At 57.3% G+C, this 22,932-nt stretch carries 17 protein-coding genes; 7 read left to right on the top strand and 10 right to left on the bottom strand.

The window, feature by feature from the left end; all coding sequences use genetic code 11:
• Window positions 1-105: 105 nt before the first annotated feature.
• Window positions 106-1,428, top strand: coding sequence for a tyrosine-type recombinase/integrase (locus QMK54_RS01280; RefSeq protein ID WP_320401903.1), 1,323 nt, complete (start codon window positions 106-108; stop codon window positions 1,426-1,428).
• 9 nt (window positions 1,429-1,437) lie between these two features.
• Here QMK54_RS01280 and QMK54_RS01275 read toward each other — a convergent pair whose 3' ends face one another.
• On the bottom strand, window positions 1,438-3,426 hold the full coding sequence (locus QMK54_RS01275) for an RNA-binding domain-containing protein (protein ID WP_320401902.1): 1,989 nt from the start codon (window positions 3,424-3,426) through the stop codon (window positions 1,438-1,440).
• A gap of 1,145 nt (window positions 3,427-4,571) precedes the next feature.
• Here QMK54_RS01275 and QMK54_RS01265 point away from each other — a divergent pair.
• From QMK54_RS01265 to QMK54_RS01255, 3 genes are all read left to right on the top strand, one after another.
• Window positions 4,572-5,552, top strand: coding sequence for an integrase domain-containing protein (locus tag QMK54_RS01265; RefSeq protein ID WP_320401901.1), 981 nt, complete (start codon window positions 4,572-4,574; stop codon window positions 5,550-5,552).
• Complete coding sequence (locus tag QMK54_RS01260) at window positions 5,549-5,824, top strand: hypothetical protein (RefSeq protein WP_080932528.1); 276 nt, start codon at window positions 5,549-5,551, stop codon at window positions 5,822-5,824. The genes QMK54_RS01265 and QMK54_RS01260 overlap by 4 nt, the downstream gene beginning before the upstream one ends.
• Before the next feature lie 196 nt (window positions 5,825-6,020).
• Window positions 6,021-8,393 (top strand): TOTE conflict system archaeo-eukaryotic primase domain-containing protein, encoded by a 2,373-nt coding sequence (locus tag QMK54_RS01255; RefSeq protein ID WP_320401900.1) that lies wholly within the window; start codon window positions 6,021-6,023, stop codon window positions 8,391-8,393.
• Window positions 8,394-8,675: 282 nt separating this feature from the next.
• Here QMK54_RS01255 and QMK54_RS01250 read toward each other — a convergent pair whose 3' ends face one another.
• The 3 genes from QMK54_RS01250 to QMK54_RS01240 are packed head-to-tail and all read right to left on the bottom strand — an operon-like array spanning window position 8,676 to window position 10,293.
• Window positions 8,676-9,386: an SDR family NAD(P)-dependent oxidoreductase gene (locus tag QMK54_RS01250; RefSeq protein ID WP_046040831.1), complete on the bottom strand. Its 711-nt coding sequence runs from the start codon at window positions 9,384-9,386 to the stop codon at window positions 8,676-8,678.
• A 44-nt stretch (window positions 9,387-9,430) separates the two neighbouring features.
• The gene (locus QMK54_RS01245) at window positions 9,431-10,075 is read right to left on the bottom strand and encodes a DsbA family oxidoreductase (RefSeq protein ID WP_320401899.1); all 645 of its coding nucleotides are present in this window, start codon (window positions 10,073-10,075) and stop codon (window positions 9,431-9,433) included.
• On the bottom strand, window positions 10,072-10,293 hold the full coding sequence (locus QMK54_RS01240) for a tautomerase family protein (protein ID WP_007972813.1): 222 nt from the start codon (window positions 10,291-10,293) through the stop codon (window positions 10,072-10,074). Before QMK54_RS01240 ends, QMK54_RS01245 begins: the two co-directional genes overlap by 4 nt.
• Before the next feature lie 541 nt (window positions 10,294-10,834).
• On the opposite strand from QMK54_RS01240, the gene QMK54_RS01235 reads away from it, so the two are divergent.
• Window positions 10,835-11,116, top strand: coding sequence for a DUF3077 domain-containing protein (locus QMK54_RS01235; RefSeq protein ID WP_110663193.1), 282 nt, complete (start codon window positions 10,835-10,837; stop codon window positions 11,114-11,116).
• Between the two features lie 78 nt (window positions 11,117-11,194).
• Here QMK54_RS01235 and fic read toward each other — a convergent pair whose 3' ends face one another.
• The 3 genes from fic to QMK54_RS01220 form a co-directional block, all read right to left on the bottom strand.
• On the bottom strand, window positions 11,195-12,319 hold the full coding sequence (gene fic, locus QMK54_RS01230; protein ID WP_317851654.1) for a protein adenylyltransferase Fic: 1,125 nt from the start codon (window positions 12,317-12,319) through the stop codon (window positions 11,195-11,197).
• Window positions 12,320-12,593: 274 nt separating this feature from the next.
• Window positions 12,594-13,880 carry an OprD family porin gene (locus tag QMK54_RS01225; RefSeq protein ID WP_110659322.1) on the bottom strand — a complete coding sequence of 429 codons (1,287 nt, stop codon included), beginning with the start codon at window positions 13,878-13,880 and terminating at the stop codon, window positions 12,594-12,596.
• A 260-nt stretch (window positions 13,881-14,140) separates the two neighbouring features.
• Window positions 14,141-14,812 carry a DsbA family protein gene (locus QMK54_RS01220; RefSeq protein ID WP_110659323.1) on the bottom strand — a complete coding sequence of 224 codons (672 nt, stop codon included), beginning with the start codon at window positions 14,810-14,812 and terminating at the stop codon, window positions 14,141-14,143.
• A gap of 263 nt (window positions 14,813-15,075) precedes the next feature.
• On the opposite strand from QMK54_RS01220, the gene QMK54_RS01215 reads away from it, so the two are divergent.
• A complete protein-coding gene (locus QMK54_RS01215; RefSeq protein WP_320401898.1) occupies window positions 15,076-17,169 on the top strand; it encodes a TonB-dependent siderophore receptor in 2,094 nt (697 codons plus the stop codon).
• Between the two features lie 179 nt (window positions 17,170-17,348).
• Here QMK54_RS01215 and QMK54_RS01210 read toward each other — a convergent pair whose 3' ends face one another.
• From QMK54_RS01210 to QMK54_RS01200, 3 genes are all read right to left on the bottom strand, one after another.
• Window positions 17,349-17,561 (bottom strand): hypothetical protein, encoded by a 213-nt coding sequence (locus QMK54_RS01210; protein ID WP_007972820.1) that lies wholly within the window; start codon window positions 17,559-17,561, stop codon window positions 17,349-17,351.
• A 243-nt stretch (window positions 17,562-17,804) separates the two neighbouring features.
• Entirely contained in the window at window positions 17,805-18,911 is a 1,107-nt protein-coding gene (gene aguA / locus QMK54_RS01205; protein WP_320401897.1) for an agmatine deiminase, read from the bottom strand.
• Window positions 18,912-19,206: 295 nt separating this feature from the next.
• Window positions 19,207-22,119: an aminotransferase gene (locus tag QMK54_RS01200; protein WP_320401896.1), complete on the bottom strand. Its 2,913-nt coding sequence runs from the start codon at window positions 22,117-22,119 to the stop codon at window positions 19,207-19,209.
• Window positions 22,120-22,375: 256 nt separating this feature from the next.
• On the opposite strand from QMK54_RS01200, the gene rfbC reads away from it, so the two are divergent.
• On the top strand, window positions 22,376-22,921 hold the full coding sequence (gene rfbC, locus QMK54_RS01195) for a dTDP-4-dehydrorhamnose 3,5-epimerase (protein WP_320401895.1): 546 nt from the start codon (window positions 22,376-22,378) through the stop codon (window positions 22,919-22,921).
• The last annotated feature ends 11 nt before the right edge of the window (window positions 22,922-22,932 follow it).

Here is a 22,932-nt window from a genome sequence, read left to right as displayed (position 1 = left end):
TTTCGTTTTGGGGTTCTGTCGGATTCCGCCAAAATCTTATGGATACCAGCCGTTTTAAGGATAAAGATAGGGGTAAGGTCATTCGATAAAGGGAGGAGTACCCTTATGTCGCGCACCACTGCCCCGCTCTCTGATTCGGCTTGCCGTTCAGCCAAGCCCACCGACCGCGCCTACAAGCTTTTCGACGGCGACGGCCTCTACCTTTTAGTCCAACCCAATGGCCGCAAAGGCTGGCGTTTCAGGTATGTAAAACCTGATGGTCGTGAAGGACTGACCTCGTTTGGCAACTACCCCGTGGTCGGCCTCGCCGATGCGCGCAAGAAGCGGCTGGAGGTCAAGCGGATGCTGGTGGATGGCATCGATCCAATAGAGTCCAAACACCAAGCTAAGACGCAGGCTGCAATCCAAGGCCGAACCTTTGAAAGCGCGGCCCTGGACTGGCACAAAGCGATGTCTGCCAAATGGGCACCAGGCCATGCCAAGACGGTTCTGAGCCGCCTCAAAACCCATGTCTTTCCACTGATCGGCGCTCGCTCTATTGTCGATCTGGACACCCATGACCTGATGCAACCTCTGGAAGCGATCCAGGAGCGCGGCACAATTGACGTAGCTTTAAGGGTACAAAACTACCTGCAAAGCATCATGCGCGAGGCGAAGCGTGCTCGACAGATCGCGGCAAACCCTGCCTCCGACCTTGAAGGTTTGATCAAAGCCCCGAGGGTTGTTCACCGCCCAGCGTTACCCTTATCGCGTCTGCCTGAATTGCAGGAGCGCATTGAGGGTTATAACGGCCGCGTACTTACCCGGCTGACGGCCATGCTCTCGCTGCATGTGTTTGTCCGCTCCAGTGAACTGCGCTTTGCCCGTTGGAACGAATTCGACCTCAAGCGCGGCACCTGGGAGATACCCGACACCCGTCCCGCGTTGGACGGCGTCCCCTTTTCCACAAGGGGTACAAAAATGGCCGGGGATATCCATCTTGTACCCTTATCGCCGCAAGCCGTGGCCCTGCTTGAACAGATCCACTTCCTCACCGGTAAATTCGACCTGGTGTTTGCAGGCGATACCAAGCCCTGGAAACCCATGTCTGAAAACACTGTGAACAGCGCGCTTCGAAAGATGGGCTACGACACCAAAACCGAAATCTGCGGGCATGGGTTTCGTTCGATGGCCTGCAGCGCACTGATCGAGTCAGGATTGTGGTCGGAGACCGCCATTGAAAGGCAGATGAGCCACAAGGAACGCAACAACGTCCGCGCCGCCTACATTCACAAGGCTGAGTTCATCGAGGAGCGTAGGCTGATCATGAACTGGTGGAGCCGGTACCTAGAGGCCAACCGGCAGGAGCATGTCACTCCACACGAGTTTGCAAACCAGACCGGGACGAACGTCACGCGGCTCAAGGCGAAAAGCCGCTTGAGGGAGTAGGCCGTTAGCCTACTCCTCGTCCTGCCCACCAATGTACGCTTTGTACGCCTGCCTTTCATGAGTCGGCTTGGACGGAAATGCCAACTGAATCTGCCTACTTTTCACCATTCCATTCAGGTACTGCTGACGGAGGGCATCTGGACTGCGCTTTACCAAATTAGCCAACACGTTGAGCGTCAGATAGTGCTCCTTGCATAGGGTGATAATCACCTGTTGCATACGATCCTTTTGCATGCGCTCTCGATTGCGCGGCTCCTCAGCCAGTATTTCGAGCTTTTCTCGAAACCCTGTATCAAGCCTGTCCAAAGCATCGATCAGCGGCGCGTCAATATGATCGCTCAACAAGCAGCCATCATCGTTTCGCTGCATATCCAGCTCGACCTTATGTTCGGAGCTACCTGCGTTATGTTCGGAGCTAGCCCTGTTATGTTCGGAGCTGCCGGCGTAATGTTCGGAGCTCTGTAGCGGACCTGCGAACACTTGCTCCGGCGTAGGCAGTTGCTCACCTGGCAGGTGATAAATCATGCCCCGTGAGCGCCCGTCGGGCACAAGGAATCCCTCGCGTACCAACCGCGCAAGCAGTTGGCTCAAGTCATGAGCATGAGTATCACAAATCTCAAGGAGACGATTATGGCTGACCACCCGCTCAATCGCGGCCGTGGCCAAAATCAACCTGGCAGTATGTTCCAAGCTCTCGAAACGAACCCCAAATCGCTCTCGTAACTGCTCCACCACCCCTTCAGGAAGCAAGTCCAACATGCGAAGCTCAAGAAGGGTTTGCTCGGGCTCGGGCTTTTCATAAAGGGCTGGAGGTCGCCAATGCTGGCTGCGCCACCCGCTGTAGATTTTTGGAACCCCAGAACCACCACGCTCGCCAAGACCGATAAGAAGAAACATTTGGTGCATTAGCCTGTTCCGGCAATCGCTGGTACCACCTTGCAACACTTGCTCAAGGGGTAAACGTAAGCCGCCAGGATTGCGAAAGCCAAACAAGTCAGGACGCTTCACGACTAACACAGAAACCCGCCCGGTATAGTCGGCATGGACCAAGGTATTAACCAAAGCCTCGCGCAGAGCTTCATGTACCGGTGTGTCATCCTGGCGCTGATCACCTTTGAGAGCGAACGGTACCTTTAGGTCCTCAACCAACTTGCGATAAACCCGCCGGTAGAAATCAAACAGATTTCCTGACCAGGTTCCATCAGGGACGAGTCTATCCACCCAACGTAGTTCTGTTTTGGCGTGCGGCCGCTCCTGATAGTCCACAAAGTAATGCGGCACACTCTCTTGGATCGAAAGCCAGCGTCCGAACATTAGTAAACCTGCCAGAGTCAGCCCTTCGACTCCGTTCGCGCGGTCCTTACGCCAACCTCCTATCTGTCGGAGAAACTCAATCCCTTGGTGCTCCAGCGCTGGATGGCCTGGCTTTATGTCGCTAAGCATCTGGCGGTAGATACGCAGACTGTCCGGATCAATGTCCGCGAAGTCGTAATTCGGCAAAATCCGCTCGTCCCGACAGTCCTCCACTTGCTCTGCGAACATGCGGCGAACATCTTCCTCAGAGCAACGCCGATCACCCTCATGTAATCGACGATAAGTGTTACCTAGCGGCTGACCATTGAGAAATACCGGCTTCTGCTTACGCGAAGCCGCCGGGATTTTCACTTCAAGTACCTGCTTGCCCTCCAGCTCTCTGACGACCACCTCCCGGTCAGTCAGCAGATTGACACTGACCTTGGCCGGATTGTTGAGGGTATTGAACAGGTCAGTACGTACTTTCTCGATATTTGATAGGCCTGCAACGCTGAACTGCCCATCCTTCTCGCGCACGCCAAGCAGTACTACCCCACCCTGAGTGTTAGCAAAAGCGGAGTAGGTTAACCAGAAATCCTTAGGCAACTCTCCCTTCCCATCCTGCCCCTGAGCGAGCTTGCATTCGAGCTCGACAGATTCAACCAGCGAGGGCAGGTCTTCAAGGGTGTGGGGATTGAGTGACATCAAAGACTTCCTAAATGATCAGCCTGCTTCAAGTAGCTGCAAAAGGTCGAAGAAAAGACATACGTGCGAGGATTGTACTCAGTCTTCCATAGTCGCACGCAACTCGACGAGCGGAGACTGATCATGAACTGGTGGAGCCGATTTCCAGTCACCAATCAGCAGGAGGATGTCACTCCTCACGACTTTGCACAGAACGTCACACCGACAAAAGCCAATCGCGGCGCAGCAAAGTAAGCGTACGTTCTCGAAATCTCGATGATCCGCTTGTCCACGCGGGTCCATCCAAACAGGGCGGCAAAGCCGCCCTGTTTGGATGGACCTCATTTAAAAAATCTAAAGCCCACGCAAACTGTCTGTGGAAAACTACTGATTTCCTCTGGTGGATAATTTCATCCACAGCCGCAGAACTCCCGATAATTCGAGCCTTGACCCAAATTATCCACAGGCGTAGAAAAGATCGGGCAAGCGCTGTCGTTGACAGCAACCCAGGTAGCCAGAACCTTTAAGGCTACGCCACACCATGGTGGTTCCCCCAAAGTGCGATTAGCGTCCGGCGGCTCGCACGGTCACAGCGATGTGATGGATGCCTACTTTTACCAGTGTGCCCAATGCGGCAACTCACACCCCTTCGTAGCTGTCCTGCAGCAACCTATCCGCTTGGCCATTTCATTGCGCCAACCTGCGCCCGTCTCTTTCTCCCGGAAAGAGACGGGCGCTCCTATCGCTGCTGCAGCCCAACTCGTACAAGGCATTGCGGCATTTCCCCTCGTGACAATCGGCGTGACAAACACCGAATGATCACCAGCAACAGCGATGCAGATGATGGTGCCGCAACCCAGGGAATGGACTGCACCTGACTGACAGTCAGGCACGCCCCGGTCATCGCATCGCTGCCTTCACCCGACTCAGGATCTCGCGGCATTGGTCTCGTCAGCCAGTGCAGCCTCCACCCGCCCACTTCTTCGGAAGTGCTCAGGAGGCCAGATCATGAGATGCCCAAGCTCCCGGTCGTAAGGAGCCGCCAATCCCGCGTTAGTGGACAAACCTCACAGGTCGCAGGGGCCTTGATCCCTGATAGCACTCAACATTCGTGGCGGGATGACGTGGGGAAGTTTCAAAGGTTTGGCTTCGGGAGGAGTTTGATCATGGCACTGGTGGGCAGGCGAGATGGACGCAATTTTGGCTATGGTCGGCAACTGAGCTATGCCGGGCCGCAGGCATTGCGGGACCTGTTTGGCGGCGGGCATTACGGTACGGTCAAAGCGCACAGTGATCGATGGCAGGCGTTTGTACGGTGGTGTCGGTCGGAAGATGGGCCAGGGCTTAACGATGCGCGGCAGATTGATCGGCAGACGTTGCTGAACTATGCCGGACATCTGCGTCACCAGGTTGAACAAGGCGCTATTTGCATCGCCACCGCGCAAAACCGATTGTCCAGCGTGAACCGAACAATGGCGGCGCTTCGCGGTGATCAGTATGTGAAAGTGCCTAGCCCGAGCAAGGCGCTGGGAATGCGGCGCACCAGTGTTCGTCGCTCGCAGCCACAAGGCCAAGACCCCGAACACGTGAAGCGGATCGTCGACGTGCTCTGCGAACACCAAATGCCGCGCGCCGCGGCCATCGCGCAGTTGGCGCGAGCCACCGGCATGCGTATGCGCGAGGCCATTTTGGCCGACCTGCCTCGATTGCAACGTGAAACAGAGCAACTTGGCAGAGTTAACATCCAGGATGGCACCAAAGGTGGCCGCTCAGGTGCATCGGGACCTCGTTGGATTACGGTAGATGATCATGTTCGTGACGCACTGAGGTTTGCCGAACAGGCCTCGCCCGACGGTAGCCGCAACCTGCTTGCTCCGAACGAAAGCTACCTTGATTTCCAACAGGGAATCGTCCGCCCCGCACGGAGCATCCTCCATCAGCACAACCTCAAAGGCTTCCACGAATTGCGCGCGGCTTATGCATGCGAACGCTATGAGCAGATCACCCATCACCTAGCGCCCATCAACGGTGGCAGGTGCAGGCGCCTCGATCCACGCCTTGATCGAGAGGCACGCTTACAAATCAGCTATGAGCTGGGACACGGTCGAATCGACGTGGTATCGGCGTACATCGGTGGTCGGGTATGAATAAACCATTCGATATGGAGATCTTCTTGGCTGGGGCACTGACTGGAGCACATGCCACACGCGAACGTCACATCCGCCAGGCCAAGACTATTCAAGCAGCCATTTCTGAACGCTGGAACCGAGATAATCCATGGACATGGCAAAGAAAGCATCTCGTTTGGTTTTTGAACCACCACATGAACTCAAACTCGAAATCGACGCGCTACTACTACCTGCTGACCACAAGCCTGATCACTCTGCGCCTAGGAAAATCCTGGAATTTTCAACGTTAGCCAAATGCCAGCAACCGCGCGCTCTGTATCCCTAACTGGCAGATTGAGCCAGCCAACGATTTGATTGGGATTAGGGCGGGCCTCTTGAGCCCCTGAACCTAACCTCTGTTGTTTGATAACCTCTATGTTTTACTGATGGACTGAGGGTTGTAGCTCGAGGCTACAGGCTTCACCTGAGACGTAGAGGCTGAAGGCGGTGATAGACACTAGTCTGGTGGCGAAGCTAAGGGCTGAGAATGCAAGATTGGTTGCCTTGCTGGATGCTCATGGCATCGAATGGCGCCCGCCTGCTGAGCCAGTCAAGATAGTGATTGTCCAAGCAGAACAATCACAGCAACTCGATACTGATGGAAAGCTTGCCCTATTCCGAAGCTTGTTTCGTGGTAGGACGGACGTTTATCCCATCCGCTGGGAAAGCAAGGCAGGCAAATCAGGATACGCACCCGCTTGCGCAAACGAATGGAGGCCTGGCGTTTGTGAGAAGCCACGAATTAAATGTGGCGACTGCGGTAACCGCCAGCTGCTTCCGCTGACCGATGAGGTGGTCTATCGCCATCTGGCGGGCGAAGTGGTCGTTGGTATCTACCCCCTACTCTCTGATGACACTTGTTATTTTTTGGCAGTCGACTTCGATGAGGCCGAATGGCGTGATGATTCCAAAGCTTTTGTGCAGTCATGCCATGAGCTGAACGTCCCGGTGGCGCTGGAAATATCGCGCTCAGGCCAAGGGGCTCATGGCTGGATTTTCTTTAAGCGTAATGTTCCTGCCTGCGATGCGCGCCGCCTCGGTGCTGCAATCATCAGTCATGCCTGTGAGCGCACCCGCCAGTTGGCGCTCAGCTCCTATGATCGACTGTTTCCAAACCAGGACTATATGCCCAAAGGCGGCTTTGGAAATCTCATCGCGCTCCCTTTACAAAAGCGGGCCAGGGCCCAAAACAATAGCGTTTTTGTAGACGACTCGCTTGAGCCTCATCCTGATCAATGGGCCTTCCTGGCATCGATTCAGCGCATGAGTCCAGAAGATATCCAGCCCGTTATTATCCAGGCGATGGGTAATCGGGACCCTCTAGGGGTCGCCTATGTCGATGACGAAGGTGATGCAGAACCTTGGAAAGATCGTGAATCGAGATCACGTAAATTGACATGCCCGTTGCCTGCTGCTGTCAACATCACGCTGGCTAACTTAATTTACTTTGAAAAGTCGGAATTGCCACAGCCATTGGCAAACCAGCTTGTCCGGCTCGCTGCCTTTCAAAATCCTGAGTTCTACAAAGCTCAGGCCATGCGCATGTCAGTGTGGAACAAGCCAAGGATTATCGGCTGTGCCCAGAACTTCCCCAAACATATTGCGTTACCACGTGGCTGTTTGGATGCTGCGCTGGAGCTTTTAGAGGAAAACGGGGTTACCCCTATTCTTAAAGACGAACGCTTCGCGGGCGACCCCATCGACGTGAGCTTTCTCGGGACCCTGCGTTCTGACCAAGAGGCTGCTGTCAGCGCAATGCTAAGTCATGACACCGGTATCCTCTGCGCACCGACAGCTTTCGGTAAAACGGTGAGTGCTGCTGCGTTGATTGCCGCACGTGGCATTAACACGTTGGTGCTTGTGCATCGGACGGAACTGTTAAGGCAGTGGCAAGAGCGCTTGCAGGTGTTCTTGGGAGTCGGGAATGGTGTCGTTGGAACTCTTGGGGGCGGAAAAGCGAAGCTTACAGGCATCATCGACATTGCCGTAATGCAGTCGTTATCGCGAAAAGGCGAGATCAGCGATCAGGTGAAAAACTACGGCCAGATCATCGTTGATGAGTGTCATCACCTATCAGCAGTGTCATTCGAGGCACTACTGAGGAGCGCGACCGCGCGGTACGTATTGGGACTCACAGCAACCCCAGTACGCCGAGATGGGCAGCAGCCTATTATTTTCATGCAGTGCGGACCGATCCGACATTCTGCTGCTCGACCAGCGAGTGCGCCCCATGACCTATCTGTCGTGCCTCGATTGCTGCCCAAACCAATAGTGGTCCCCGACGGCTTTGGGATTCAGGACGTTTTTCGGCGTCTAGTCGACGACTCTGAGCGGACAGCCAAAATCGTCTCGGAGATTGAGCTGGCGTACAACGAGGGTAGGAAAATCCTAGTGCTAACAGAGCGGACGGAACATGTGGATGCCCTCGAATTAGAATTGAAGCAGCGCGTGCATAACCTTTTCACGCTTCATGGGCGAGTGCCTAAGAAGCAGCGGATTTCCCGTATGCATGAGCTTGAGTCCCTTCCCCCCGATGCTCCACGAGTGCTGTTGGCAACAGGAAAACTAGTAGGTGAAGGCTTCGATCATCCACCGTTGGACACGCTGGTGCTGGCAATGCCCATCTCATGGAAGGGAATCCTTCAGCAATATGCGGGGCGGTTGCATCGATCACATGCCGATAAGGCCGACGTGCGAGTGATCGACTTTGTTGACGAGGGTAATGTCGCGCTGATGAGGATGTGGGATAAGCGCCAGGCGGGTTACAAAGCGATGGGCTACCGCATGGCTGATTCCATGACCACCATGGACCTACTCTAATTCTAACGTGGTTGACAGTTGACACATCAACGGCCCAACTCTCATAGACGAATAACCGACCGCTGTGGGGGCAACTCCGGCCCTTCGCGGTTAGTCACTTCAAGCAAGATCCTCAGGCGTACGAGGACCTTGAGGTAGTTTTAGAGGTAGAATCGCACAGGCCTTTAAGTATTAATTAGCTAATTCAATAACTTATGAAATCGTTCGATTCCTGGTGCCTACAAAACAAAGCCCCTGCAGAATGCAGGGGCTTTGTTGTTTCCGTGGTCTGGAAAAGCGCTTTTAATGTCCCGCGCTCTGCCCACCATCCACGTGCAGGATTTCGCCGGTCACGAACTTGGCGCCGTCCAGATACACGACCGCTTGCGCAATATCATCGATCTCGCCCATGTGCCCGACCGGGTGCAGATTGCCCAGTGCTGCGTGGGTTTCTTCGCCGTGCATCGGGGTCTTGATGATGCCCGGGCTGACCGCATTCACCCGGATCCCGCGCTTGGCGTATTCGATGGCCAGGGATTTGGTTGCTGCGTTGAGGCCGCCTTTGGTCAGCGAAGCCAGCACCGATGGCACGCCGTCGATGGCATGGTCTACCAGACTGGTAGTGATGTTGACGACGTGGCCGCTGCCTTGCTTTTCCATCTCGGCGATGGCGAGTTGGGTGATGTAGAAGAAGCCATTGACGTTCACCGACAACACATTGGCGTAGTCTTCTGCTGTGTACGCAGTGAACGGCTTGGCGATGAAGATTCCTGCATTGTTGACCAGGGTGTCGATGCGACCGAAGCGGGACATCGCTTCACGGATGACACGCTGGGCGGTTTCCGGCTCGCCGATGTCACCGGCAACGGTGTGGATGTCCGGATCGGTGGATGGTTTGATCGAGCGCGAAGTGGCGACGATCCGGTAACCGAGCTCACGAAAGGCTTTGACCATTCCGTCGCCGAGACCTTGGGATGCGCCGGTGATTACGATGACTTTTTTCGAAATGCTCATGATGAAGACCTCTGACAATAAAGAATGGGGTAGGAAATCTGTAATCAGGCGTTCGCCATTTGTCGCAACATCTGTTCGTAGTACTCGACCGATTGCGAACCGGACACCAGGTGGCGACCGTTCAGCACCATGGCCGGGACCGAGTTGATGCCGTGCTGCTGGTAGTAGGTTTCAAGTTCCCGAACCTCATCGGCGAACGCACCGGATGCCAGCACCTCTTGTGCACTTGCCCCATCCAGCCCCGCGTCAGTCGCCAGACGCACCAGCGCCTGGTGATCACTCGGGTTCTGGCCTTCGCTGAAATAGCCCCGAAGCAGCACCTTCTTCAGCTCGACTTGCCGGCCTTCCTGCAACGCCCACAGCAACAAACGGTGCGCATCGAAGGTGTTGTAGAAGTGCGTGCGCTTCTCCAGATCGAACTTGAAGCCGATGGCCTCGCCGCGAGCGATTTGCATGGCCTTGCCAGCGGCGACTTCGTCGGCGGTTCTCCCGTACTTGCGCATCAGGTGCTCGACCGCTTGCTCACCTTCGGCCGGCATGTTCGGGTTCAATTCGAACGGCTTGTAGGTCAGCTCGACCGAGACTTCCCCGGCAACATTCTCGATCGCCTGCTCCAGCGCCGTCGCTCCCAGCGCGCACCAGGGGCACACCACATCGGAAATGAAATCGATGGTGACGGAGGACGTCATGACTTCCCCTCCGCCTCGGCCAGTTGCTTGCGGTACTGGGTGGTGGTGATCCCGGCGTAGCCCCAGTTATCGGTGTCGACTTCCTCGATCACGATGTGGGTCAGGTCAGGGCGTTTATTGAGGACGCGCTCCAGTGTTTCTGTGATTTCGGCAATCACCTGAGCTTTCTGCTCAGTGGTAACACCATCGCGGGTGATGCGTACGGTTACGAAAGGCATGAGGGAAACTCCAGTGACCTTCCCGTCGGGATGATGGGAGAGGCGTTGGAGATGAATGTATGGGGTTGGCGGGAGGGGATAAAGGTGGGGGCGGGAACTTCATTCGTTACGTGGTGTAATGAGTTGACAAGCCCTGTTGGCCAAGATCCTAGGTTGCGAATCGCCCTGCCCCACGCTAGGCTGCCCACATCGCTGCAAAATCAGCGACCGGGTTTGGCGACCCGACCCAAACAATAGGCGCACAGGCGCCACCATAACGATTGCTGGCGTTTTTTTTCGCTCGTATTTTCCCGTTATGGTAGCTGTGCGCGGGAGACCTTCGGGTCTGCCGGGTTCCTATTGTCCCGGTTCGCCAACCTGCGCACAGCTGCCACCCATAATCGTTTGGCGACGGTTCGTGGCAGTTCCTCAACGATAGGAGCTCGACCATGTATAAAATTGATTCGTCCAAAATCTGTGTTTTCACGTTCTTTGTATCAACGCCGCCCCTTCTTCGAAGGCATGCAAATACTCAATTCCTCCCAATCAGCGGAGGTGCCCAATGACCAATCCCCAAGATCTGAAAACCATCGGCCTCACCCACTTCTCCTTCCACGCCAACGAACCGCTGTTTCGCGTCAACGCTGGCGTTCCGGTTATCCAGGCTCTCTACCACGCTTCCGATCTACTCCACGTTGCCAAGCTGCTCGCATCAGACGCGGCCATGGTTCGCGATACTGATCGGCACGCCTGGGCGTCGCATTTTTTGCAGGATATGAGTAAGGCGATCATCGATGATGTGGTGAAGGTGTTGGATGCGCCGGTGAACAATCGCTGTCAGTAACGTCGTCACGAAAACCCGGTGCGCGAAAAAGAAAAAGCCCCGATTCGTTCGGGGCTTTCTCGTATCGGCTCACGTGCTTTAGCCGACGTAGTGTTTGAATTCATTATCGTCACGTGTGAGTAACCGCATCAGCTTCGGATGAATGAAAAGTTTCTCCTTGCCCACCTGAATCTCTTCCAGAACTCCAATGGCGACCAGTTCTTTGAGGTGACGTGATGCAGCCTGCCGTTGTGCAACTTTCTTGTCGACCACGTTACTGATGCGGCAGTAGGGCTGCTCGAAGATGACATCTACCAACTCGCGCGAATAGGTTTTGGGTAGCTGATCACGTACGAATTGAGTGGTGTGTTCAGACAATGCTCGGATTGCGGCAATCTTGGCTGTGGTCCACCGAGCAGTTTCTTCTACTGCACTCAACATAAACAGCAACCATGGCTCCCACGCCTGTTTAGTCGTCACCTCCAGCAGGAGCCGGTAGTAATCAGCACGCTGGGCAATGATGTAGCGACTGAGGTAGAGGATCGGCAGGTTCAGCAGACCTTCCTGGATCAAGAACAAAGTATTGAGGACCCGCCCCGTCCGGCCGTTGCCGTCGACAAAAGGATGAATGGCCTCAAATTGGTAGTGTCCGACTGCCATACGAACGAGGGGGTCGAGATCGGTTTCGTTGTGCAGAAAACGCTCCCAGTTGGCCAGGAGGTTACGCAGATGTTCTTCCCCTTCAGGCGGGGTGTAGATGACTTCACCCGTTCGGTCATTCGCAAGCTGTGTTCCCGGCGTACGGCGGATATCCAGTTGCGCCCCTTTCAGCGTGCGGCAGATTTCTACAGCGGTGTTAGTCGATAGCGGTCTTTCCGTTAGAGACCGGAAGCCTTGATTGAGCGCTGTTCGATAGCGCAACGCTTCCTTGGTCGCAGGGTCTGCATGGTTTTCCGTGTCTTGGGCATGCTGAAACAGCAAATCCGTGGTGGTAACGATGCTTTCTATTTCCGAGCTGTCTTTGGCTTCCAGCAGGGGAATTGTATTGATCAAGACCGTCTGGTTCGGAATCAACTCTGCTGCCTGTTTCAACTCGGCCAATGCGGTGCGTGCCTCAATACATTTCTTGAGAACTGCACGTGTTTCCAGCTCAGTTCCTGGTGGCAGCAGCGGAAGTTGGTTATATGGCCTGTCAGCCTGCCATGGCAGCAGCGGTTCATTCATGGATGCGACCCTGATCATTTTGTATGTTTTTTGAGCAGAAGAAGGCTTCTCTCATGTCGCTAGTGTAGACATGAGGCCTTAACGTGTCGCAATTTTTCACTTTTTGCGACACGTCTTCCGAACATGTCGCCGCGGACGACACGTTCAAAAGACGTGTTACCGAAATCGATTTTCGGCGACATGAGAAAATCAATAGCACAAAAATGCCCCGAACCAGTCGGGGCTTCTTCTTTTTTCTCAGCCTTGCATCAGGCCTCAACCCCGCAACCCATCATCAGAAAATATTGATCGGGTAATCCACAAACACACGCACTTCGTTACCGCTGACGTTGTACTCGCTCGACTTCTGCGACACGCGCAGGACCGAGCTGCGCAGTTTCACGCTGAGGTCTTTGGCCGGGCCGCTTTGGACGACGTATTTGATCTGGTTGAAGATCTCGCGTTCGGTGCCGCCTTCGCTGGTGGAGGTGGTGATGTTGTCACCGCGCACGTAGGCGAAGTTGTAGCTCAGGCCCGGCACACCGAAGGTGCTGAAGTCCAGGCCGTAGCCGAGCTGCCAGCTGCGTTCGTCTTCGGCGTTGAAGTCGGACCAGTAGGAGTTCGCCAGGTAGATGGTGTTGCCACCGTCGCCGACGCGACCTTGATCTTTCTGGTAGCCGCCGTAGGCGTAGCCCAGGTTGCTGTCGCCGGTGCTGCGTTGGTGCGCGAGGGTGAACGAGTGCGGGCCGGTGATGAAGGTGGCGGCCAGGCTCCAGATCTTGTTGTCGTCGCCGGTGATACCGTTGTCGCGGACGTAGGAATCGTCCAGCTTGGTGCGGTAGCCGTTGAAGTCCAGGGTCAGGGACTGATCCTTGTCGATCGGGAACACGTAGTTGGCGTTCACGTATTGCTTCTTCAGCACGTCTTCGACGTCGGAAGCGTACAGCGCGGCCTTGAATTGTTCGGTGAACTGGTAGCTACCGCCCAATACGTTGATCGACTTCAAGCCACCGCTGTCACGGCCTTCAGCGCTTTTGCGCGATTCGGCGGTGAAGCGACCGGCGTCCAGTTGCAGGCCTTTGATTTCCTTGGAGGTGATCAAAGTACCGGTGTAGCTTTCCGGCAGCAGGCGCGAGTTGTCGTAGTTCAGCACCGGCAGGGCCGGCATCTGGTCGCCGTAGGTCAGGGTGGTGCTGGACAGGCGGAACTTGATCGCCGCGCCGCCCTTGGACAGGTCGTCAGCCGGCTGGCCGCTGTCGCCCTTCTTGAAGAAGTCGATGCCTTGGGCGCCGCTACGGTCTTCGCTGCGCTCCAGGTTCAGCGCGTACAGGCCGAAAGCGTCCACACCCACACCCACGGTGCCTTGGGTGAAGCCGGACGAGAACGTACCGATGGCCGCCTGGCCCCACTCGGATTTGTCCGGGTTGCCGTCTTTGTAATCACGGTTCATGTAGGCATTGCGCAGCAGCACTTTGAGGCTGCTGTCTTCAACAAAACCCTTGGATTCGGCCTGGTCGTTCGCCATGGCCTGTGAAGCGCTCAAAATCCCCAGAGCGATCAGGCTGATTCGCTTGTTCAACATTTTGTTTTTTTCCTTAATACGGTTGATACGCGCTGTGTCGAACGGCCGAAATGGCGCTATCGCGCTCTTATTTCAAAGCGAAAACAAAAAGGCCCGCCCACGATTTCTCGCGGCGGGCCTTTTATTGTTTTTGAGTCGTGGCGGTCGGCCACAGGCGTTGGGCCGAATCGTAGCCGCGCCCTTAACGGTGTGTCAATTTCATGAATCTTCTACAAATAGGCAAAAAACGTCTAAGAATCTGCTTTACGCGGCAGGAATATTCAATCGACGCACCCTTCGAGCCCGCAGGCCACTACGGAACTGGATGAGTCCCGATCCGCAAGCGACTGACCCAGCCACTGTGCAAATGCCTGGGGTTTGTCCAGCCATGGCCCGATATCGACCAGGGTGAATTGGTCATTGTGCTCCAGCACCAGGGTCGGAAAACCCTGACCGCCCACTTTTGCCAGGAAAGCCCGGCTGTTCCTGATATGACCTTCGGTGTCGGCCGCCCTGAAGGCGCTTTCGAACGCTTGAGGGTCCAGCGCCATGCCGTGGGCCAGTTCAAACAGGACCGATTCGTCGGCAATGCGGCGCCCTTCCACGTAGTGAGCACTTTGCAAACGCCCCAATAACTCCAGCCCGCGACCTGCCATTTGCTCGGCAGCCAGCACCGCGGCGATGGGTGGCGCCGAGTCGAACACGGCGGTGTGATCACGCAGCAAACCTTCGAAATAGGCCTCGCCGAACGGCTGCCCGCTGTATTCGGCAATGCGCCGGTCATGAGGGATGACGTAGCTGCGCAGTTGCGGCGAAACCTTTTGCCGATTGGCACCGGTCATCATGCCGCCGCCATGGGCAATCACGGGCAGTACTGTCTGGGCGGCTTGCACCAGCGGTTTTGCGCCGTAGCACCAACCGCACAAGGGGTCGTAGATGTAATGCAGGATCATGGGAAAGCTCCGACAGAAATTGGGAAAAATTCGATGTCGGCAGATTAGTGCCACAGCGGTCCTGGAAAAACGCCGGATTGGCTTTCAGTCTGTTGCTTGAATCGGTCGAATGATTGCGTAAACCCTTTGTATTGATTCAGACACAAATCGAAACAATCAAATGAGACTAATTATCAATAACAACTAACGACGGCAAATGACAAGCATTACTATTCGCGCCTCCTGCACGTTTCAACCTAAAAATCCAACGGATGCGCTCTTCAATGCCTGCCCCTTTTCGCCTTGCGCCCTACAGTCTTGGGCTCTCTGCCTTGTTGTCTGCCGGTTTTTCCTACGCTGCACCGACCACCCTACCTGCCACATCGATCAGCGCCGAAGCTGAAGCCGACGACCCGCGCGTGACCCAAACCAGCACGGCGACCCGGACTGCTACACCGGTGCGCTACGTGCCACAAGCCATCGACTCGATCAAAACCTCGAACGTGATGGATTACGGCAGCAACGATCTGGGCACCGCACTCAGTGGCATCCCCAACGTCAGCAGCGGCGCCGACACTCGCTTCGATAGCTTGCGCATCCGTGGTTTCGACGCCAGCAACGACTTCTATCTCGATGGTATCCGCGACGACAGCCAGTACGTGCGCGACCTGCACAACATCGAACGCATCGACGTTTTAAAAGGCCCCGCCGCCGTGTTGTATGGCCGTGGCAGCCAGGGCGGGATCGTCAACCGAGTGAGCAAGCTGCCCGAGTTCGGTCGCCGCTCGACCATCGAAGCCCAAGGTGGCAGCGAAGACTTACGCAGCCTCTATGCCGACCTCAGCACCGACCCCACTGAGAACATCAGCCTGCGCCTGAACATGGGCAACATGGACGAGAACAGCTTCCGCGATGGCGTGAGCGGCAATCGCCAATTGTTCGCACCCTCCATGAGCTGGCAGCTGACACCCGACCTGAACTGGTTGGTGCAGTACGAATACAGCCGCTACAACCGCACGCCTGATCGTGGCATCCCCGGCGTAAACGGTCGCCCGGCCGACGTGGGACGTGATACCACCTACGGCAGCGAAAACGATTTCATCGACGACAAGGCGCAATCCCTGCGCTCGAAACTCACTTATGAACTGAGCGACAACTGGCAACTGCGCCAGACCCTGGGCGTATTCAAGCTCGACAGCGATTTCGACAATACCTACCTGACCGGCTACGTCCCGGCCACCAACAAGGTCACACGCCAGCACTGGCAGCAGGACCTGAACACCCGCAACGTCTACAACAACGTCGAGCTCGAAGGTGGCTTCGATACCTTCGGCCTGGAGCACCGCCTGCTCACCGGCATCGAAATCGGCAGCCAGCGCCGCGACCCGCTGCTGTACAACGCCGCCACTTCCGGGCCGGGCAGTTCAGCGGTGCCAGCACTGGACCTGTACACCCCCGACCGCAATTTGCGCCATACCGGGCGCATGGTGGTGTCGAGCAACACCCACACCGAGGTCGAGAGCCGCGCGGTGTATGTGCAGGATCAACTGCGCCTGAACGACCAATGGCAATTGCTCGCCGGCCTGCGCTACGACACGTTCGATATCGAGTCGACCAACAAGGTGCGCAATATTTCCGAAGACAGTGACAGCCACAGCACCAGCCCCCGCGTTGGCGTGGTCTGGACACCGCTGCAAAATCACTCCTTCTACGCCTCCTGGAGCAAGACATTCTCGCCGGTCGGCGGTGGCTTGATCGGCATCACCCCGGGTGCGGCCGGCAACAGTAACGACCTGAGCCCCGAGCTGACCAAGCAGAAGGAAATCGGCGTGAAGAGTGATTGGCTCGACGATCGCTTGAGCACCACGCTGGCGATCTATGAGTTGGAACTCTACAACCGCCGCACCAGCGACCCGAACAACCCGAACATTACCCTGCTGTCCGGGCTGCAACGCTCTCGCGGGATCGAGCTGACTGCTGCCGGAAAGATTATCGGCAACTGGTACATGCGCGGTGGCGTGGGTCTGCAGGACGCGACGATCGAGAAGGACAACAACGGCCTGGAAGGCAAGCGCATCAACAACGTGGCCAAGCACAACGCCAGCCTGTTCCTGACCTGGAAACCGGAAATGGGCTGGTACGCCGAAACCGGGCTGACCCTGGTCGGCGACCGCTATGCCGACAACCTCAACACCACCGTGTTGCCGGGCTATGGCCGCTGGGATGCGTTGGCCGGTTTCCGTCAGAAAGATTGGGATGTGCGCGCGGCGCTGAACAATATCACTGACAAGACCTATTACTCCTCGGCGACCAGTGCATTCCAGATCCAGCCGGGGGCACCGCGTAGCCTGGTGGTGACGGGGACCTACAGTTTCTGACCGCAACACAAAAACCTGTGGGAGCGGGCTTGCTCGCGAAGGCGTCGTGTCAGCCGATATCAACTTTGCTGATACACCGCTTTCGCGAGCAAGCCCGCTCCCACAAGGTTTAGCGCGTTGAAAAAAAAAGCGCTGCCATCCCGGCAGCGCTTTTTCTGATCAATCCGTTGTTATTCTTCTTATCCTTCCATCACATCCCACAACGCATCCAGTTCCGCCTCGCTGAACAAGCCAGCAGGGTAACGCTCGATCATCGTCCGGCGCGGATCAGTTTCGCTGATCTGACGCATTCCATTGGACTTGAACCAGTGCGCCAGAATCTGGAGCGATTCGCTATTTACTGCCAGGGGATGCAACGCCTTGTCGCTCACTACGTTCACTTCGGCGTTCATTTCAGCGCTCTCTCCCGGTTTGTGAGCGGCTAACTTATCCAAGGTTTATGACAGAACATCGAAGTCCTCCCCTCCCCGAGTTACAACAGCAGAGATACAAGAGCTGTGCCAAGGTTTCGGAAGTGTGGGCAAGTGGATACAAAAAAGCCCGCAACCCTTGAGGGCTGCGGGCTCTGTGCAAAGCAGCAGGCTGATCGACAGCTTGTGGGATTTTGCAATCAACTCAAGCTGTTACAACCTCACTCACTCCTTGTGTGGCGCGGGTTGCTGCTGGGTAAGGCAGTGAATATTGCCGCCCCCCAGTAACAGTTCGCGACCAGGCACCATCACCACTTCATGCTGTGGGAACAGGTTCTGCAGGATCTCCCTGGCCGGGCCGTCCTGCGGGTCGTCGAAGCACGGCGCGATGATGCCGCCGTTGACGATCAGGAAGTTCACGTAGGAACCGGCCAGACGAACCGTCGGGTTACGTTCCTGAGTGCCATCGACCGGATCGACACCGGCGCACTCTTCTTCAGTCGCAAACAACGGACCCGGAATCGGCATCTTGTGCACCGTGAACGGGCGACCCTTGGCGTCGGTGCTGCTTTGCAGCACTTTCATCGCGGCCTGGCAACGTGGGTAGTTCGGGTCCTGCGGATCATCTGTCCAGGCCAGCAGCACTTCACCCGGGCGCACGTAGCAGCAGAAGTTATCCACATGGCCGTCGGTTTCGTCGTTGAACAAGCCGTCCGGCAGCCAGATGATTTTATCCACAGCCAGGTTCGCACTCAGGACCGCTTCGATTTCCGCGCGGTTCATGTGCGGGTTGCGATTGCGGTTGAGCAGGCATTCTTCGGTGGTGATCAGGGTGCCTTCGCCATCGACGTGAATCGAGCCGCCTTCCAGCACGAAACCTTCGGTGCGGTAGCGCGGGCTGCGCTCGATCTCGAGGATCTTGCCACCGACCTGGGAGTCACGGTTCCACGGCGAATACAGGCCGCCGTCGAAACCGCCCCACGAATTGAAGTCCCAGTTCACGCCACGGACTTCGCCATTGTTGTTGATGACGAAAGTCGGGCCGGTGTCGCGGACCCAGGCGTCGTCGCTGGACATTTCCACCACACGAATATTCGGCACGTCCAGGCGGGCACGGGCGTTTTCGTACTGGCCGGCGGAAACCGCCACGGTCACCGGTTCGAAACGGGCGATGGCCTTGGCCACTGCCACGTGCGCGGCTTGCGCCGGCTTGCCACCCAGGCGCCAGTTGTCCGGGCGCTCGGGCCAGATCATCCAGGTCTGGGTTTGGGGTGCCCATTCGGCCGGCATGTAGAAGCCGTCGGCGCGAGGGGTGCTGTTCAACGTGGTCATGGCTCAGGACTCCGGAGTGGCATTGATACCTGACAGAAATGGAAAGCGCAGTGGTACACGCCGTGGACTGTGTCACTTTATATCCGATAAATATCGGCTTTTAAAGCACCATACATCCAGCAATACAAAAACAATCAATAAAAAGCCGATAACAATCGAATTAACACCACTGTCCCTGTGGGAGCGGGCTTGCTCGCGAAAGCGGCATTCCAGACGCAATATTTGCGTCGGATGTACCGGCCTCTTCGCGAGCAAGCCCGCTCCCACATTGGCCCGCATTTACAGGGGGATGTAGTTACAACCCCTCTGTGAGCACCTTCGACAGCATGTCCACGAAGAAATCCACGCTCTGGCGCGAAGTGACCATCGGTGGCTTGATCTTGAGGATGTTCAGGTAATCGCCGGTCGGCTGCATGAAGATCCCCAGTTCACGCAAGCGATCGCACAGCGCGGTGGTTTCTTCGGTGGCCGGCTCCAGGGTTTCGCGGTTGCGGATCAGTTCGACACCCAGGTAGAAACCGGAACCGTGCACCGCGCCCACTAACGGATGAATATCGATCAACGCTTCGAGGCGCTTCTTGAAGTGCCCGCCAACGACCTGGGCGTTCTCCCAGAGTTTTTCCTCTTCCATTACATCCAGCACGGCCATGCCGACCTGGCAACTGACCGGGCTGCCGCCGGCGGACGAGAAGAAGTAACCCTCGGCCTCCAGCGCCTCGGCGATCTCCCGGCGAGTGATGACCGCGCCCAGTGGCTGGCCGTTGCCCATGCCCTTGGCCATGGTGATGATATCCGGCACCACGCCCTGCTCTTCGAAGCCCCAGAAAAAATCGCCCATGCGCCCGTAGCCGACCTGCACTTCGTCGGCGATGCACACGCCGCCCTGCGCCCGGACCATGCCATAGACCTGCTGCAAGTAGCCCGGTGGCAGCGAGATACCGCCGGCATTGCCGTACACCGGTTCGCAGATGAAACCGGCCAGCTGGCGTTTCTGCCCGGCGATTTTCGCCAGGTTGTGTTCGACGCTGCGTACGTAGTCCGGCGCACTGTCAGGTCCACGGAACTCACCGCGATAGGTGTTCGGCGCTGTTACCGGGTGCACCCAGTCCGGGCGGCTGCTCAAGGCCTTGGGGTTGTCGGCGATCGAGGTCGACACCGAGTCCGCGCCAACCGTCCAGCCGTGATAGGCCTCCAGCACGCTGAGCACGTCGCGCCCGCCGCTGTAGGCCCACGCCAGTCGAATCGCCAGGTCATTGGCCTCGCTGCCGCTGTTGACCAGGAACACGCGGTCCATGCCGTCAGGGGACAACTTCAGCAACCGTTCGGAGAACTCAGCCACGGCTGCGTAGTTGAAGCGCGAGTTGGTGTTGAGCAATGACCACTGGCGACTGGCGACCGCCGCCATGCGTGGATGGCCGTGACCCAACACCGCGACGTTGTTGAGCATGTCGAGGTAGGAACGGCCCTGCATGTCGATCAAATGGTTGCGCCAGCCACGCTCGATGCGCGGCGGGTCGACGTAATAGTGTTTTTGCGTGCGGGCGAAGCTGGCATCGCGCCGGGCCAGCAAGGTCGGTCCATCGAGCTCGGCTTCGGCATCACAGGCCAAGCCCAACATGGCTGCCGGTGATGGGCACAACACTTGCCAGGCCGCTGCGCGCGAAGGTGCACAGAACAACGGCGCATCGATCGACGCGCCACGGCACAACTGCACGAGCAAAGGCCCGCTGACCGAACCCAATACCTGGCCTTTGACCAGTGCCGCGCCGCTGTGCAGCGACGGCGTGACGCCCCAAAGCCGCACACTCAATTGCGGGCCGTCCAGCTGCAACACACCCGCCAACGGGTGATGCACCACCCCGGCAAACGGCGCTTCGACCGCCGTGCCCTGAGGCACGCGCAACTCGACGTGCAACGGGCAAGTGTCCGGTTCAGTGGCGCTGTCCGGGCGGGTGTGGGACAGGCGGTATTGTCCGTAGCGGCTGGCCGCCAGGCCGTGTGCCGCGGCCGCTTCATCCAGCAGGCGCTGATCGACTCCCTCCTGTTCCCAGTTCCCGGCCTCGAAATGCGGGCTGAGCACACCCAGGTCGATCAAGGCGAACTCACGTCCCACCAGGCTCGGCAACAGCGGTGCAAAGCCTTCGCTGCCGATGGTGGGCAGGTTGTGGCCGACGGCCGTGAGGATCGCCGCTTCCATCAACGCCAACGGCACCGACGTGGCCACACGGAAGATTTCCCACTCATGGACCAGGTTATCGCGGCTGTAGGCATTGCCCGGATCGATGCTGACCTGCTGTTCGCCACTGAGTACCAGCACCGCCGCGCGGGCGACGATCAGCGGCCACAGCGCCAGCAACTCCTCGTGTTGCAACGGGTTGACTGCGTGATAGGCCTGGATTGCCGGCAAAATGCAGAACGGATCGCCCTCGCCATGATGCAGCAGCGCGGCGCAGGTCACCGACAGATCGGTAATGCGCCAGGTGCGCACCAGGTCGCCGAAATCGATCACGCCTTGCAACTGCCAATGGCGTTGCGCATCGCGCTGCCAAACCACGTTGTCGTCGGTGATGTCCATGTGAATGGCCTGCACCGGCAGCTTGGCTTCCAGCGGCTGCAAATGTCGTTCGGCTTGTTCGGACGCTTCGACGATCAGTTTGCGCAGGGCTTCATCCTTGATCACCGGCAGCAAGTGCGCGATCAGGGCGTGAGCATGGCGGGCGTCCCACTGCAGGGTTCGCACCAGGCCCGGATGGTCGAAATCAGCCAGGGCCAGGTCCATCTCGCCGCACAGGCGACCGAAGCCGGACACCACCGTCGGGGTGAAATAATCGAGGCTGGTCAGCGGCTGGCCTTCGATGTAGTCGAGCAGGCGAACGTGCACCGCCTGGCCACCCACGTCCAGAGACAGCAGGTCTGCGCCGTTTTTCGCCGAGATAACACGCGGCACTTGGACATCGGGGTGCGCGCCCAGGTGCTTGAGCCCGGCATGTTGTGCCTGGAGCTCCAGTACCGCGTAGTCGCCACGGCAGATTTTCAGGACGAAACGTCCCTGCTCGCTGTCGACGCGGTAGTTGAGGTCTTGCTGGCTGCCGAGAGCCTGCAACCGCCCGCTGAACCCGTAATGCTCTTCCAGCAGCTCTAGCGCCTGCTCCGCAGACACCTGCGGGCTAGGCAAACTGGCGCGATGAATCAACGTGGCGAGCGGCATACAACGACCCCTGAAATTTTATTAGGCGCCTATATCGCCACCGCTTCGGGCGATACGCAACCCCCCGGGGCTCGCATGGCGCCATTTGGTCAAAGCGGGCTTGCTCGCGAAAGCGGTGTATCAGCAACATCGATGTCGGCTGACACACCGCCTTCGCGAGCAAGCCCGCTCCCACAGGTTTTGTTCTGGTACTCGCCTCGATCAGCACTTTGCGCAAGAATGGCGGCCATTAAACGCATGCTTCTGGAGAGCCACCATGAATGTAGTGACCACCGACCTGCCCGGTGTTCTGATCCTCGAACCCAAGGTCTTTGGTGACGAACGTGGTTTCTTCTACGAAAGCTTCAACGCCAGGGCCTTCAAGGAGGCCACCGGACTGGACACTGAATTCGTTCAAGACAACCACTCCCGTTCGCAGAAGGGCGTGCTGCGCGGCCTGCATTACCAGCTGGAAAATACCCAGGGAAAACTGGTCCGCGTCACGGTCGGTGAAGTGCTGGACGTAGCCGTAGACATCCGTCGCAGCTCGCCGCATTTCGGTAAATGGGTCGCCGTGCGCCTGTCCTCCGACAATCATCGTCAGCTCTGGGTGCCGGAAGGTTTCGCCCACGGGTTCGTGGTATTGAGCGAATTTGCCGAGTTCCTGTACAAAACCACCGACTACTACACGCCATCGGCCGAGCGCAGCATTCGCTGGGACGACCCGGACCTGGCCATCGACTGGCAACTGCAAGGCACGCCGCAGCTGTCGGCGAAAGATCAGGCCGGGGTATTTTTCAAGGATGCCGACGTCTTTGCCTGACGCTCGCCCAT

The organism is Pseudomonas sp. P5_109 (genome assembly GCF_034009455.1).
Taxonomy (GTDB): domain Bacteria; phylum Pseudomonadota; class Gammaproteobacteria; order Pseudomonadales; family Pseudomonadaceae; genus Aquipseudomonas.
This window is presented reverse-complemented; position numbering and strand designations above follow the sequence as displayed.